Consider the following 14,978-nt stretch of genomic DNA (forward strand, 5'->3'; position numbering starts at 1 on the left):
TGTTCATGGAAGGTTTTGATATTCATCAGATCCTGCGTCGTTTACCGCATCGTTACCCGTTCCTTTTAGTTGATCGTATTCTCGACATGGAGCCTGGGAAGCGTCTGCGCGCGATTAAAAATGTGACCATGAACGAACCCCATTTTCAGGGTCATTTCCCTGACTTTCCCGTGATGCCGGGGGTCTTGATCATCGAGTCGCTGGCCCAGGCCGCGGCGATTCTTGCCTTCGTATCCGAGGATAAGTACGGCGAAAACGCAGCGGTGTACTTCGCTGGTATCGACAAGGCGCGTTTTCGCAAGCCGGTGATCCCGGGCGATCAACTGATTCTGGCCGCCGAGGTCACTCGCCGCAAGGCCGGTATGTGGCAGATGGAAACCACGGCGACGGTAGACGGCGCGGTGGTTGCCTCAGCTTTGTTGTTGGCCACCTTGCGCGAGCGTGAGGCATGAGCGCCCAGATTGACGCGCGGGCTGCAGTCGACCCCGCAGCGGCGATCGGCGACGGTTGTGTCATTGGACCCTTCGCGGTTATTGGCGCTGGTGTAGAACTCGGCGAGGGCTGTCAGGTAGGCGCCCATGCCCTACTGGAGGGGCCAACGCAGATTGGTCCTCGCAGCCAGATTTTTCCGTTCGCCTCCATTGGTACTGCTCCACAAGATCTTGGTTATCGTGGTGAGAATACCCGCCTCGAGATTGGCGCGGACAACACCTTTCGCGAATTCGTTACCATCAATCGCGGCACGGTGAAGGGCGGCGGAGTTACACGCATCGGCTCGCACAACCTGTTCATGGCCTACTGCCACGTGGCGCACGATTGCCAGATTGGTGACCGGGTGGTGATGGCGAATGCCGCCACGTTGGCGGGGCACGTCATCGTCGAAGACGATGCCATACTCGGCGGGCTTTCGGCGGTACACCAGTTCGCGCGCGTGGGCGCCCACGCCATTCTTGGTGGTGGCACCATGGCGCCATTGGATATTCCTCCGTACATGATGGCGGCGGGTAACCATGCCCAACTGCACGGTATCAATGTGCGCGGCCTCAGTCGGCGCGGCTTTTCCAAAGACCAGATCCATACCCTGAAGCGGGTATACCGCCTGCTCTTCCGCTCCGGGAAATTACTGGAGGAAGCGATGCAGGAAGTGCTGCACGAGGGCCTCAACGAGCCCGAAGCACAACGTCTACTCGATTTCATTCGCAGCAGTAAACGCGGGATTACCCGGCCATGACAGCATTGCGGACTGGGGTTGTGGGGGTGGGCCATCTGGGGCGCTTTCATGCGCAAAAATACGCCCGAATTTCGCAATTGCAAGGCGTCTATGATGCTAATGCTGAGCGGGCACGCAGCGTGGCACAGGAGCTTGGCTGTCGCGCCTATGACGATTTGCAAGAATTACTAACTACTGTTGATGCAATTTCCATCGTCACGCCAACGCTGCACCATCATGCGGTAGCGCGTGCGGCGATCGCCCTTGGCGTACATTGTCTGGTGGAAAAGCCTTTTACCTTTACTTTGGCGGAGGCTGACGACCTGCTAAGTCAGGCGATTGCAAACGGGGTAGTGTTGGCAGTGGGGCAGATCGAGCGCGCCCAGGTAGTCATGCAACACCTGCGCGAACAGGGGTTCCCCGCGCCGCGCTACATCGAGGCCGAGCGCCTTGCGCCATTCAAGCCGCGTTCCCTGGATGTGGACGTGATCATGGACTTGATGATCCATGATCTTGATTTGGTGCTGATGCTGGGTGCCTCGCCGCTGCAAGAAGTGCGTGCCGTGGGTGTGGCAGCGGTGACGGACCAAGCGGACATGGCCAATGCCTGGGTCACCTTGGCCAATGGCAGTGTGGCGAATCTTGCCGCCTCGCGGGTGGTACGTGAAGCGGTGCGGCGCATGCGGATCTTTTGGCCGGATCGTTATGCTTCGGTCGATTTCATGCAAAATCGCTTGACCTTTTATCGGCGTGGATCAGGGCAGGTGCCGGGAATCCCTGGCGTTCAGGAAGAGGTAGTTGATCTGCAACCCAGTGATGCCCTAGAGGCAGAAATCTCCGCCTTCCTCGCCGCGGTTGCCGGTCAGGGGAGGGTGCTCTGTAGTGGTGAGGAAGGGCGCGCTGCCTTGGCCGCTGCCCTTGCCGTACGCCAGTCCGTTGGCGCATTTTTGTCAGAATCCAACTATCCGCACTCCTCGGGAGCATAAGCAATGGAACAACAGATCCCCATGGTCGATTTACGCGCCCATTTCGCGCCATTGCGTGCGGAGATTTTGGAAGGAGTTGGAGAAATCCTTGATCAGGCAGGATTTATTCTTGGTGCTCACGGGCGAAGCCTGGAGGCGGAACTTTCCGAATATCTTGGGGTGGCGCATGGCGTGGGCTGTGCTTCGGGTACTGATGCCCTGCTCTTGGCGTTGCGTGCTTTGGATATCGGTCCGGGGGATGAGGTCATCGTCCCCACTTTTACTTTTATTGCCACGGCCGAGGCTGTGCGCTACGTTGGTGCGACGCCGGTTTTTGCGGATGTTGATGCAGAATACTTCTGCGTAACCGCAGAAAGTGTCGCGCCTTTGATCAGCAAGCGCACCCGCGCCATCATCCCAGTGCATCTCTATGGCCAGCCCGCGCCCATGCCCGAGCTACTGCAGCTCGCAGAGCAGCACGGCATTCCATTGATCGAAGACATGGCACAAGCCATCGGCGCTCGCTTCAATGATCAGCGTGTTGGCAGTTTTGGACGCCTTGCTTGTGTTTCCTTCTTCCCCAGTAAAAACCTGGGCGGTGCAGGGGATGGTGGTATGGTCTTTACCCAGGATGAAGCGCTGGCCACGCGCCTGCGTGGTTTGCGCAACCACGGTTCCTGGCAGACCTATGAGCATGAGGTGCTGGGTTACAACAGCCGCCTCGATGAAATTCAGGCGCTGATTCTGCGCAAACTGTTTCGCCAGATGGATGAATACAACGCCGGTCGACGACGTGCTGCCGGTCTCTACGATGCCGCCCTGCAGGATTTGTCACTGCAAGTCCCGATGCGACGTGCGGGGGCCGAGCATGTCTTCCATCAATACACGATTCAGATTGATGAGCGTGATGCCCTGCGTGCGCGTTTGCATGCTGAGAAAATTGGCTGCGGTGTGTATTACCCGATCCCCTGTCACCAGCAGCGGGCCTTTGCCGACCTCGCACCCAGCCATTGCCCGGTGGCGGAGCGACTGAAGGAGAGAGTGCTGTCGCTGCCGATGTTCCCCGAGCTGAGTTCCGCTCAGGTGGAGCGTATCGCCGGAGTGATTCGCGCGCATCTGCAGGGCGGATGAACAAAACCTTTGTCATTGCCATCGAGCGCTCAGGGGAAAATCTGGGCCTCGATATTCTAGCGCGTTGTCGCGCTGCCGGAATCGAGATGCAATGGGAAGGCGTGGTTAGTAGTCGTCTGCAGGCTGCGGGGGTGCGCAATATTGCCGAAGGTGAGGTGCTGGGGGTGATGGGGTTGGTGGAAGTGCTGCGCCACTACGGCAGTCTGCGCCGCCTGTTTCATCAAATCCGCGACTATCTGCAACGCGAACGCCCGGACGCCGTTTTGCTGATCGATCATCCGGCCTTCAATCTGCGTGTTGCGCGGGAGGCCAGGCGTCTCGGTATTCGCGTTCTCTACGTGGTGGGCCCACAAATCTGGGCCTGGCGGCAGGGACGCATTCGTCAGATTCGCGAGCGTATCGACGAGATATTTTTGCTTTTTCCCTTTGAGCGCCCCTTGTATGAAGAGGCAGGGATTCCCGCTCAGCTATTGCCACATCCACTGCTCGCCCAGACGGCAGCAGCACCAGCGCAGGGCGAAGCCCGCAAGCGCTTGGCTTTGCCAGAGGGACCGGTGCTTGCCCTGCTGCCGGGTAGCCGCCGCAGCGAAATACAGCGTTTGGCCAAGCCCATGGCGCAGGCAGCCTTGCTCTGGCAACAGGCGCATCCACAGTGGCAGATCGCCGTCGCCCTGGCGCGCGAGGAGCTGCGCCCCTTGTGGCGGGAAGAGGTCGGTGCGGCGGTGGAGCAGATCCAGGAAATCTGTGGCCAGAGTACCGAGTTGCTCGCCGCCGCCGATCGGGTTCTAGTCGCGTCTGGCACGGCTACGCTGGAAACCGCCTTGCTCGGTCGCCCCGCCATCGTTCTCTATGCGATGCAGGGGCTCACCTTTGCCATTGCTAGGCGCCTGGTGCGCGTACCGCACATTGCCCTGCCCAATATCCTCTTGCAGCGGCGCGTCTATCCCGAATTGCTGCAGACAGAAATTACGCCCGAGCGTCTTGTGCTGGAGCTGGAAAATTTGCCAGTAGCCGACCAGAAATTGGCACTGCAGCCTCTGCGTGGTCTGTTGCAAGGTGATGATGTAGAGAGCATTGCCAGCGCGCTGCGCCGCACCCTCCTGGGCGCAATGGGATGATCGAACATCTGGGGCCCGAAGTCGCCGGGGTAGATGAAGCGGGTCGCGGGCCTTTGGCCGGGCCAGTGATGGTAGCGGCGGTGATCCTCGCGCGACCGATTCCTGGCTTGCGCGATTCGAAAAAACTGCGGCCGCAGCAGCGGCAAGTGTTGGCGGCACGAATTCGCGCCGAAGCACGTGCCTGGGTTGTGGTTTCCGCCAGTACCTGGGAGATCGAACGCGATAACATCCTCGCTGCCACCCTGCAGGCCATGGATCGTGCTATTCGCGCCTTACCGCTGCGCCCCCAGCGCATTGTGGTGGATGGCAACCGTGTCTTGCCGCAGTGGCAGGCGGAGGCTATGGTAGGGGGTGATGACCGCGTGGATGCCATTGCCGCGGCAAGCATCCTCGCCAAGGTGGCGCGCGACCGGGAGATGGCTTTGCTCGATCAGCACTATCCGCTCTACGGATTTGCCCGCCATCAGGCCTATGGTACGGCCGCGCACCTGGCGGCGCTGCGCCGCTTTGGCGTGACGCCGCTGCATCGGCGCACGTTCGCGCCGGTGGCACGGATACTGGAAGAAGGAAGATGACGCCGGGCTTTGTCCATTTGCACGTACACTCGGAATATTCCCTAGAAGACGGGATCATTCCGGTTAAAAAACTGGTGCAGCGCTGCGCCGAGCAGGGTATGCCGGCGGTGGCCATCACCGACCACGGTAATCTCTTCGCCCTGGTCAAGTTTTACAATGCGGCGCGTGCCCAGGGCATCAAACCCATCATCGGTGCAGAACTTTGGATGCAGGGGGAGGGCGCTGATGCCGGCAGCAGCCTGATCCTGCTCTGTCGTAATAGTGAAGGTTTTCGGGCGCTCAGCCACTTGCTTAGTCGCGCCTTTCTGGAAGGGCTGCAGGATGGCAAGGCACGGATTCAGCGCGCCTGGCTGGAAGAAGAAGATCGCAACGGTCTGATTGCGCTCTCGGCGGCCGGGCAGGGGGAAATTGGACAGTGCCTTCTGCGCGACCCACGACGCGCGCACGAGCTGGCCCGGCTCTACCAGAAGCTCTTTCCCGATAGCTACTACATTGAGATCCAACGCAACGGCGAGGCCGAGCAAGACGCACTGAATGAGGCCAGTATTGCCCTGGCGCTAGAGCTCGGGCTGCCGTTGCTTGCCACCAATAATGCCCATTTTTTGGATGCCGATGACTTCGCCGCCTTTGATGCCCGGCAGTGCATCGCCGCTGGTTATACCCTGAACGATGAGCGCCGACCTCGGCGTTTTACGCCCGAGCATCGTCTGCCTTCGGCAGAGGAAATGCTGGAACGCTTCGCCGATCTGCCCGAGGCCTGTGCGAATACCGTCGAGATTGCCAAACGCTGCAATTTGGCGCTCACCCTCGGTCAGTACACCCTGCCCGATTTTCCTACCCCGGATGGCAGCCCCATTGCGGTCTATTTCCGCAAGGCGGCGGAGCAGGGCCTGGCGGAGCGTCTCCAGGCCCTGGCGATTTCCGAGAGCAAGACCTTGCCCTATCGTGAGCGACTACTGCGCGAAGTAGACGTCATCCTGCAGATGGGTTTCCCCGGCTATTTTCTCATCGTTGCCGACTTCATCCAGTGGGCCAAGGATCACGGCGTACCTGTCGGTCCGGGGCGGGGGTCCGGCGCTGGTTCGCTGGTCGCCTACGCCTTGCGCATTACTGATCTCGATCCCATCGCCAATGCGCTGCTCTTTGAGCGCTTTCTCAACCCCGAGCGCGTCTCTATGCCCGACTTCGATGTCGATTTCTGCATGGATCAACGTGACCGTGTCATTCAATACGTGGCGGAAAAGTATGGCCGCGAGCGGGTCGGGCAGATCATCACCTTCGGCACCATGAAGGCGCGCGCGGTAGTGCGCGATGTGGGTCGTGTGCTCAATCTGCCCTATGGCTTTGTCGACCAACTGGCCAAGCTGGTGCCGGGGGATTTGGGTATGACTCTCGCCAAGGCCCTGGAAGAATCCGAGGAGTTGCGACGACGGCAGCAGGAAGAAGACGATGTGCGCGAGTTGCTCGACATCGCTCTGCGCCTGGAAGGTCTGCCCCGACATGCCTCTACCCACGCTGGTGGCGTGGTGATCTCGCCGGAACCGCTGGCCGACCGCTTGCCGCTCTTTACGGACGGTTCCGAGGGCAGCGGCAATGTCACCCAGCTCGACAAGGATGATGTCGAGAAAATGGGGTTGGTGAAGTTCGACTTCCTTGGCCTGCGCACCCTGACCATCATCGATATTGCCCTGCGCGGCATCAATGTCGAGCGCGAGGCGCTGGGGCAAGAGCCGTTGGATATTGCCAAACTACCCCTCGACGACGCCCCCACTTTCGCACAGCTCAAGTCCACCGATACGGTGGCGGTGTTCCAGCTCGAATCTTCGGGTATGCGCGATCTCATTCGTCGCCTGCAGCCCGATAATTTTGAGGACATTGTCGCCTTGGTGGCCCTGTTTCGGCCAGGTCCGCTGCAGTCCGGCATGGTCGATGACTTCATCGCCCGCAAACATGGCAAGGCGAAGGTCGTCTATCCGCATCCCTTGCTGGAATCGATCCTGAAAGATACCTATGGCGTAATTGTCTACCAGGAGCAGGTCATGCAGTGCGCCCAGGTCTTGGCTAACTACTCCCTCGGTGGTGCAGACTTGCTGCGTCGCGCCATGGGCAAGAAAAAGCCAGAAGAAATGGCCAAGCAACGGGAGATTTTCCTTGCTGGGGCGGCCAAAAATGGCATCGAGATGCATCAGGCTACGTCGATCTTCGATCTTATGGAAAAATTTGCGGAATACGGCTTCAATAAGTCGCATTCGGCCGCCTATGCCTTGGTTTCCTACCAGACCGCCTACCTGAAAGCTCATTATCCGCGTCATTTCATGGCCGCCGTGCTCACTGCCGACATGGACCATACCGACAAAGTAGTGGCGATGATCAGCGAATGTCGACGCATGGAGATGGCGATCCTGCCACCCTGTATTCAGCGTAGTGAGCTTGCTTTTCAGCCGGAGGGAGAAGAGGGATTGCGCTTTGGGCTGGGGGCCATCAAGGGGCTGGGGCGGGCGGCGGTACAGGCGATCCTCGATGCTCGCGCCGCAGATGGCCCATTCCGCGACTTTTTCGACTTTTTGTGTCGCATTGACGGGCAGCGGGTCAACCGCCGTAGTCTCGAGGCCTTGATCAAGGCCGGTGCGCTGGATGCCTTGCAGGTGCCGCGAGCGCAATTGCTCGCTTCGTTGGAGAGTTTTCTGGAGGCCGCACAACAACAGCAACGCCAAGCGGCCAGTGCACAATCTAGCCTTTTTGGTGACGAGAGCCCGGAGGAACGAGCGGCACCGGCGCTCAGCCCGATTCGTGAGGATGGCGACAACGATTTGGGCGGTGAGCGCGAAACCCTGGGCTTCTATCTCAGTGACCATCCCTTGCGCGTGGCGCGCGCCGAGCTGCAGTCGCTGGGCGTGCAGGAGATCGCGAAAATTGCCATTGGTGAGCAGGTTTTTGTGGCGGGCATGGTTGTCGCCCGCCGCAGTATGCGCACCAAGCGTGGCGATCGCATGCTGTTTTTGACCCTGGAAGATGAAACCGGGCGCGCGGAAGCGGTGGTTTTTGCCGAAACCTGGCGGCAATTTACCGGACAGATCCAGGACGATCAACCGCTACTGATTTTGGCGGATGCAAGTGAGGACAGCTACTCGGGAGGCTTGCGCCTCACCGCCCAACGCTTGTTGAGTTGGGAGGAGGCGCGGGTCGCGTTGGCACGATTACTCGTGCTGCAGATTGGCGCTGCCCAGCCTAGCGCCAAGGACCTGCAAGAGTTGCTGGCAGCGCATCCTGGCGACTGTTTGTTACGTATTCAGCTAGGCGTTGCCAATGGTCAGGCGCGGGCCATTCTGGATTGCCCGCAAGGGATTGCCGCCAGTACCGCATGCCGCGCTGCCCTCGATACCCTGCTCGACCCCAGCCAACAAGAGTGGCAATATGCGCCCCCAATGAATCTGCTCGCTAATGTGGTTTCGTTAAAAGACGAACGGCAGCGGCGACAGCGCTCAGCATGAGAAGGAGAACGAGTGAAGCTACAGTACCTCGACTTTGAACAACCCATTGCCGAGCTGGAGGGCAAGGTAGAAGAGCTCAAAGCGCTCAACCAGCCGGGCATTCAGGATGACATCAAGCGCTTGGAAAATAAGGCGCGCAAGGAATTGCAAAAGGTCTATAGCAAGCTCAGTGCCTGGCAGACGGTGCAGGTAGCGCGTCATCCGCAGCGTCCGTATACCCTGGATTATGCCAACGCACTCTTCACCGACGTGGAAGTTCTTGCCGGCGACCGCGCCTATGCTGATGATGCCGCTATCGTTGGAGGGCTGGCGCGCTTTCAGGGGCAAGCCATCCTCTGGATCGGCCAACAAAAAGGGCGTGATACCAAAGAAAAGATTCTGCGTAATTTTGGTATGCCGCGCCCTGAGGGTTACCGCAAAGCCCTGCGCCTGCTGCGTCTGGCAGAACGCTTTCGTCTACCGGTTTTCACCTTTATCGATACCCCGGGTGCCTATCCTGGCATTGGCGCCGAAGAGCGCGGCCAGAGCGAGGCCATCGCCCGCAATCTTGCGGTCATGTCCGATCTTGCGGTGCCGATCATCTCTTTGGTGATTGGCGAGGGCGGGTCCGGCGGCGCCCTGGCCATTGGCGTGGGGGATCGTCTTTTGATGCTGGAAAATAGCGTCTACTCGGTCATTTCCCCCGAAGGCTGCGCTTCGATCTTGTGGAAAGATGCTGGCAAGGCCTCCGAGGCAGCAGAGACCCTGGGGATTACCGCACGCCGCCTGCAGTCACTGGGCTTGGTGGATGAGGTGATCGACGAGCCCCTGGGTGGTGCCCATCGTAACGTAGAGCTCGTGTACGAGAACGTGGCTGCGAGTCTGGCGCGTCATCTGCAGGAACTGCGTGGTATGGAAACCGCACGTCTGTTAAGCCACCGCTATGAGCGTCTGATGCACTATGGTGTCGTGGGCGCTGCCTGAGCCGGAGGCATGCTTACGGCAAAGGCTTTTTTCCGACTGGAAACGGTCGCCAGAACAGACCTTTTTTCTTGCTTGTAGCGGTGGCGCCGACTCCACTGCCTTGCTGCACGCCGCGTACACCCTTGGCCTGCGCGTGCAGGTTCTCCATGTAAACCATCACTGGCATCCAGATAGTGAGCGCTGGGCGGAACAGGTCGTGGCCCTTGCCACGGGCTACGGCTACCCCTGTCGGATCCTCGATTTGCCCGCGGAGCAAAGCGGAGAGGGGCCCGAGGATCGCGCCCGGCGGGGCCGTTACGCTCTGTTTGCAGCGGAGATGCGTGACGGCGACTGGCTACTGAGCGCCCAGCATCAGGATGACCAAGCAGAAACGTTGATCCTGCAGCTCCTGCGTGGGGCGGGAATAGACGGTCTGGCCGCCATGCAGGAAAGGCGGCCTCTGGGTGCAGGTATCCTGGCGCGGCCTTTTCTGGGCTTGGCGCGGGAGCAGTTGCGCGAGTATCTGCGGCAACGCGGCATCGTCTGGCTGGAGGATCCGGCTAATGCTGACATGCGCTACGCCCGCACACGCGTGCGCCAGCACATTTGGCCGCTGTTGCATGAACTCGGCTGGCCGCAGGCATCGGCAAGCATCGCCCGCAGTGCGGGCAATGTGGCGGATCAGTTGGCAGTGGAAGATGCCTGGTATGCACAGCAGCTCAGGCAGATCTGGCCAGAAGGCAGGGTAGGTAGCAGATTATCGGTGGGTTATCTGCAGGCGTTGCATCCCCCGCTACAGAGGGTATTTTTGCGCCGTTGGTTGCGTGTTCTAGGTATCGATGTCCCCGATCGCTATCACCTGGAGCGTCTGCGCCAGCTTTGTGCGTCAGAGCAGGGGGGGAAACGCCTGGAAATGCCAGGGCTTTACGCCTGGCGGCAGGGCGATCAGTTGCAGGTCTGGGGGGAATTGCCCAATACCGTTATTTCCAGTCAGGACTGGCAGCCGCATCCTCCGGGTGGGCATGGCGATGGCTTCCTCTGGCGCTGGGGTCGTGCAGATCAGCGTCCCGAGGGGCTGGACGAGAGCGCTGTCATCGCCGGCGGCGGCGAACTGCAAGGGCAAACCTTGTGCTGGTCCTGGCGCCAGCCCGGTGCGCGTTACCGGACGCCAACGGGGCAGCACCGTCCGCTGAAAAAATTGCTGCTGGAGGCCGGCGTACCGCCATTTTTGCGTGACACGGTACCTATCCTATGGACAGAAGCCGAAGAAATCCTGTGGATTCCCGGTTTCTACCAGCGCAACATGGTTTCGCGGGGTGATGAGGTTCTTTGGTTGGCGGTTGCCAACAACAGCTACGAAAAATCGTGTTTACAGGCGGACGCGTAAGACGCAAAGATCACTGTGCAGGGGTAGCGAAAAGCCGCAGCCAGAGATCAAGGTGGGCAATGTCGAAGGTTCCAGTCTCGACCATTTGCATCATCTGATCCGCCTGCTCTGTGGGATGGGCAGCCGGAGCGATTCTGACTCTGAGAAGTTGAAACACCCTCAGCGCAACATGCCCTGGAGGTCCTGGAGCATCAGGAACAGATGGTATGGGTCAGTCGGGCTGGGCTCGAATTCCCACGATTCGTACCACTGCCGTGCCACATCATCCTTGGCATGGGCCAGCAGGCGGCGAATGCCGGCGATGTCGGCGGCCTGAGCGGTGCGCAGCAGCGCATCCTTGAGCAAGGCCTAGCCCAGACCTTTGCGCTGACGCGCCATGTCCACCGCGAGCTGGGCCAGGATCATGACCACTTCGGGCGGCTCGCGAAGTCCTCGGGCCTCCTTGGGAGCCCCCAAAAATACGCGGGAAACGGCGCGATCGGGCAAGAAAAAGTCTCAACTGATAACAGTTGGGGCTTCCGTATTGGTGGCGGACGGACGCCGGTTCAATTCCGTCTCCGTCGCTTAAATAGCAATGCAGCGGGCGTGAGCGGCAATGGGGGGATCAAAGAACCGCTTCCAGTCCCTTGCGCTCGAGGATGTCCAGCAGCTTCTGCGACGGCCCGCTGGGGCGCTTGTCGCCCACCTCCCACTTACGGACAGTGGACGTGCTGGTGTTCAGCACGCTGGCCAGCACGGCCTGACTCAAGTGCAATCGCTCGCGCAGTGCCTTGACCTTTTCGGCGTCGTAGTCCTGTACCGGCTCCAGGCACAGCGCGTCGTATTTCTGCATCTTGCGCTTGTCGATGAATCCCAGCCGATGCAGATCGCTGGCCGATTCGTGAACGGCTTGGAGGATGCGGCTCTTGGTCTTGGTGGTCATTGGCAAATCTCCTGTAAAGCGCCGTCGGCAACGGCTTCATCCAGTTGCGGGTCTGTTCGAGCCAGCAGGTCGGCGGCGAGGCTCTGCAAGCCTTCGAGCTCCTCGGCGCTGACGTTCGCCCGCTCGCTCTTCTCAAAGCCGAACACGAAGAACCAACGGTTGCCCTTGTTGGTGGCGACCAGCGTGCGCACGCCGCCACGCTTGCCGCGCCCCGCCAACCCGACGCGTTTCTTCACCACGCTGCCGCCGAGGTCAGCGTCGATCAGGCCGGCCGCCATCTCCTGAACGGCCTTGCACAGGGCGGCATCGGTGAGCTCCGTCTTGCGCATCCATCGCTGAAAGTGGCGAGTTTTGAATACGCGCGTCATCAACTTCATTGTGCCACTGGGTGGCATAGATTGTCTACTCCCGCCTGTTCCGGCTCCCTGCCCAGCCGACATCACCCTTCGAAACGGCCGACAGACGGCGCACCCGATTCGACGCGATACCCCATCGCCCGATAGCCACGCTGGCGCTTGTCCCACATCCGCAGCAAGGCCGGATGCCCCGTGTCGACGAAGTCGATGATGCCCGTGGCCCACTTGCGGAACTGCACCGCACGCTCGGAATTGACCTTGTAGCCCACCGCAATGATGGCTGGCAGGCTTGTAGTGTTGGGTGTTGTAGTTGTTACCGTCGGAGGCAGTTATCCGGAATTTCCGGATAACTGAATCTTCCTGCAACTCGCTGTCGGCAAAGATTTTTTCAGATACTCATTCACCGTGCGGACATTCACGTCGTAAAGCACACCCATCATCTTCTGGGTGATCCAGACGTTCTCTTCGGCGTACACCGCTTCCACACCGCCCTGGCCGCTGGCGGCGATGAAGGTCAGGTACTCCGCCGCCGAGGATCGGACGAGGGAAACCTCGGCTTTCTTTGGCGGCCGGGGTGGTTTGCGCTGGCTCATATTACGCCGCCCACGCCTTTGAATTTCTCCACAAAAGCCGCAATTTTCTGGAACACGCTTTGCTTTTTGCTCAGGTATTGCGGATTCAGCGGGCTCATCTTGGGCAAAACGGCATTCAGCTCCGTACCACTATCACTGGCAAATTCCCGCTTCAGTGAGGTGCTGATATAGCGCCGCGCGGCCTCTGCATTCAGGTTTTCGGCGCTGATCAACTCTTGCGCCTCGCGCTGCTGTTCCGCTTGGGCAAAGGTGAAGAAGGCGTCAATTACACTGGCCTTGTCGCCAATCTGGTCCAGATCGGTCTGATTAATGAAGTCCACCAGCAAGCTCTCTTTGGCGCGGTTGCCCAGGCTACCGCGAATCACGCGGCGCACTTCGTCCACCAGTTCCGACTTGCTCTTGACCTTCTTGTTGTGCTCAAAGATCAGCTCCAGGATGTAATCCAGATTGATTTCCTGTGATTTGAGCAGATCCACCTCAAAGACCACGTCATCCCAGTCGATGGTGGATTTTTCCTTCTCGGTGGAAGATTTTTCCCGGCGCAGCCAGTTGCGTATTCTGGGCCATCGTGGGCACTGATTCTGTTTTGATCGTGGGCAGTTTTGCGGTGTTTTCAGAATGGGTGCCCACGATGCCAGAATGGTGTCGTGTTTTTCCCTTGGCGATTTTAGAACTTTTTGGTCATTCATTGGCTTAGCGAGCATCCTGCGCTCTTTTTACGGGAGATTGAGGATGCCGACACCGAGGATGACGATGACAGCAATCATGGAGGTACTTCGTTTACACGCGGCTGGCCTGAGTCAGCGGCAAATTGCCCGCGCCTGTGGGCTCTCCAAAGGGGCTGTCGGCAAATATCTGCAGCGGGCGGAACAGGCCGCTGTGTCCTGGCCACTGCCTGCGGATCAGGGCGAGGCGGCTTTGGAAGGACGGCTCTTTCCCGAGCGGAAACCCGCAGTGGCATCGGGCAAGGCCTTGCCGGATTTTGCCCAGATGCACACGGAGCTGCGGCGCAAGGGCATGACCCTGCAGCTGCTCTGGGAGGAATACGTCGCGGGGCATGCCGGGCAACCGGTGTATCAATATGCGCAGTTCTGCACCCTGTACCGGCGCTGGCGAGAGCGTCTCCAACACAGCATGCGCCAGACCCATGTCGCCGGGGAGAAGCTCTTCGTGGACTATGCGGGCCCTACCGTGCCGGTCATCAATCCGAGTACCGGGGAGATCCGTCAGACACAGATCTTTGTGGCGGTGCTGGGGGCTTCCAGCTATACCTACTGCGAGGCGACCTGGAGCCAGAGCCTGGGTGACTTCCTGGGCGCCCACGTTCGTGCCCTGAACTACCTGGGCGGGGCACCGGTTCTGCTCGTCCCCGACAACCTCAAGGCGGCCGTGACCAAGGCATCTCGCTACGAGCCGGAGATCAACCGCAGCTATCAGGATCTCGCGACCCACTATGGCTCGGTCGTGCTCCCTACCCGGCCCTACAAGCCCAAAGACAAGGCCAAGGTCGAGGTGGGGGTGCAAGTGGTGGAGCGTTGGATTCTCGCGCGCCTGCGGCACTTCCAGTTCTTCTCTCTGCGGGAGCTCAACCGCGAGATTCATCGTCTGCTCGAAGACCTGAACCAGCGTCCCTTCAAGCGTCTGCCTGGCAGCCGCAGGAGCCTCTTCGAGGCGCTGGACCGACCGGCACTGCAGCCCTTGCCAGCACAACCCTATGTCTTTGCGACGTGGAAGACGGCCAAGGTCAGCATCGACTACCACGTCGCCTGCGAGGGGCACTATTACTCGGTCCCCTACCGGCTGATCGGGCAACGGGTGGACTTGCGGATAAGTACAGAAACGGTAGAGATCTTCCACCAGCAACAACGGGTGGCCAGTCATCTGCGCGGGTTGCAGCCGGGCCGCTTCAGTACCTGCACGGAACACCTGCCCAAGGCCCATCAGCGCCACCGGGAATGGAGCCCGGGGCGTCTGCTGAGTTGGGCACTGTCCATTGGCCCGGCAACCCGCGACGTCGTGCGCTGGCAGCTGGAGAGCAAGCCGCACCCCGAGCAGGGCTATCGCTCCTGTCTGGGCTTACTCCACCTCGCCCGTCGCTATGACAAGCCCCGTCTGGAAGCGGCCTGTCGTCGGGCCTTGCACCTTGGTGCCCCGACCACCCGCAGTGTCCGGTCGATTCTACAAAAGGGCATGGATCACGTCCCGGAATCGACCGCAAAAAGGGCTTCTCTGCCCGCGCACGACAACATCCGTGGTTCCCAGTACTACCATTGAATATCCAGGAGTTT

At 60.0% G+C, this 14,978-nt stretch carries 16 protein-coding genes; 10 read left to right on the forward strand and 6 right to left on the reverse strand.

Going from position 1 to position 14,978, the window contains the following annotated elements; genetic code table 11:
- Positions 1-5 precede the first annotated feature (5 nt).
- The 9 genes from fabZ to tilS are packed head-to-tail and all read left to right on the forward strand — an operon-like array spanning position 6 to position 10,819.
- The gene (gene fabZ, locus AB4090_RS00855; protein ID WP_369571961.1) at positions 6-452 is read left to right on the forward strand and encodes a 3-hydroxyacyl-ACP dehydratase FabZ; all 447 of its coding nucleotides are present in this window, start codon (positions 6-8) and stop codon (positions 450-452) included.
- Positions 449-1,231, forward strand: a complete 783-nt coding sequence (lpxA, locus tag AB4090_RS00860) for an acyl-ACP--UDP-N-acetylglucosamine O-acyltransferase (protein WP_369571962.1) — start codon at positions 449-451, stop codon at positions 1,229-1,231. Before fabZ ends, lpxA begins: the two co-directional genes overlap by 4 nt.
- A complete protein-coding gene (locus AB4090_RS00865) occupies positions 1,228-2,196 on the forward strand; it encodes a Gfo/Idh/MocA family protein (protein WP_369571963.1) in 969 nt (322 codons plus the stop codon). Before lpxA ends, AB4090_RS00865 begins: the two co-directional genes overlap by 4 nt.
- 3 nt (positions 2,197-2,199) lie before the next feature.
- The gene (locus AB4090_RS00870) at positions 2,200-3,306 is read left to right on the forward strand and encodes a DegT/DnrJ/EryC1/StrS family aminotransferase (RefSeq protein ID WP_369571964.1); all 1,107 of its coding nucleotides are present in this window, start codon (positions 2,200-2,202) and stop codon (positions 3,304-3,306) included.
- On the forward strand, positions 3,303-4,424 hold the full coding sequence (gene lpxB, locus AB4090_RS00875; protein ID WP_369571965.1) for a lipid-A-disaccharide synthase: 1,122 nt from the start codon (positions 3,303-3,305) through the stop codon (positions 4,422-4,424). The genes AB4090_RS00870 and lpxB overlap by 4 nt, the downstream gene beginning before the upstream one ends.
- Positions 4,421-4,999 carry a ribonuclease HII gene (locus tag AB4090_RS00880; RefSeq protein WP_369571966.1) on the forward strand — a complete coding sequence of 193 codons (579 nt, stop codon included), beginning with the start codon at positions 4,421-4,423 and terminating at the stop codon, positions 4,997-4,999. The genes lpxB and AB4090_RS00880 overlap by 4 nt, the downstream gene beginning before the upstream one ends.
- The gene (dnaE, locus tag AB4090_RS00885) at positions 4,996-8,490 is read left to right on the forward strand and encodes a DNA polymerase III subunit alpha (protein ID WP_369571967.1); all 3,495 of its coding nucleotides are present in this window, start codon (positions 4,996-4,998) and stop codon (positions 8,488-8,490) included. The genes AB4090_RS00880 and dnaE overlap by 4 nt, the downstream gene beginning before the upstream one ends.
- 12 nt (positions 8,491-8,502) lie before the next feature.
- On the forward strand, positions 8,503-9,453 hold the full coding sequence (locus tag AB4090_RS00890; protein WP_369571968.1) for an acetyl-CoA carboxylase carboxyltransferase subunit alpha: 951 nt from the start codon (positions 8,503-8,505) through the stop codon (positions 9,451-9,453).
- A complete protein-coding gene (gene tilS / locus AB4090_RS00895; protein WP_369571969.1) occupies positions 9,431-10,819 on the forward strand; it encodes a tRNA lysidine(34) synthetase TilS in 1,389 nt (462 codons plus the stop codon). Before AB4090_RS00890 ends, tilS begins: the two co-directional genes overlap by 23 nt.
- Positions 10,820-10,978: 159 nt before the next feature.
- Here tilS and AB4090_RS00900 read toward each other — a convergent pair whose 3' ends face one another.
- From AB4090_RS00900 to AB4090_RS00925, 6 genes are all read right to left on the reverse strand, one after another.
- Positions 10,979-11,164: a hypothetical protein gene (locus AB4090_RS00900; protein WP_369571970.1), complete on the reverse strand. Its 186-nt coding sequence runs from the start codon at positions 11,162-11,164 to the stop codon at positions 10,979-10,981.
- Positions 11,165-11,423: 259 nt separating this feature from the next.
- A complete protein-coding gene (locus AB4090_RS00905; RefSeq protein WP_369571971.1) occupies positions 11,424-11,741 on the reverse strand; it encodes a helix-turn-helix domain-containing protein in 318 nt (105 codons plus the stop codon).
- A complete protein-coding gene (locus tag AB4090_RS00910; RefSeq protein WP_369571972.1) occupies positions 11,738-12,118 on the reverse strand; it encodes a type II toxin-antitoxin system RelE/ParE family toxin in 381 nt (126 codons plus the stop codon). The genes AB4090_RS00905 and AB4090_RS00910 overlap by 4 nt, the downstream gene beginning before the upstream one ends.
- A 62-nt stretch (positions 12,119-12,180) precedes the next feature.
- On the reverse strand, positions 12,181-12,426 hold the full coding sequence (gene rhuM / locus AB4090_RS00915; protein WP_369572162.1) for a RhuM family protein: 246 nt from the start codon (positions 12,424-12,426) through the stop codon (positions 12,181-12,183).
- The gene (locus AB4090_RS00920; protein ID WP_369571973.1) at positions 12,427-12,690 is read right to left on the reverse strand and encodes a hypothetical protein; all 264 of its coding nucleotides are present in this window, start codon (positions 12,688-12,690) and stop codon (positions 12,427-12,429) included.
- Positions 12,687-13,379 (reverse strand): hypothetical protein, encoded by a 693-nt coding sequence (locus AB4090_RS00925; protein WP_369571974.1) that lies wholly within the window; start codon positions 13,377-13,379, stop codon positions 12,687-12,689. Before AB4090_RS00925 ends, AB4090_RS00920 begins: the two co-directional genes overlap by 4 nt.
- A 64-nt stretch (positions 13,380-13,443) precedes the next feature.
- Between AB4090_RS00925 and istA the strand changes: the two genes are divergently transcribed.
- Complete coding sequence (gene istA / locus AB4090_RS00930; protein ID WP_369572163.1) at positions 13,444-14,964, forward strand: IS21 family transposase; 1,521 nt, start codon at positions 13,444-13,446, stop codon at positions 14,962-14,964.
- The last annotated feature ends 14 nt before the right edge of the window (positions 14,965-14,978 follow it).

The organism is Acidithiobacillus sp. IBUN Pt1247-S3, assembly GCF_041146875.1.
Lineage (GTDB): Bacteria > Pseudomonadota > Gammaproteobacteria > Acidithiobacillales > Acidithiobacillaceae > Igneacidithiobacillus.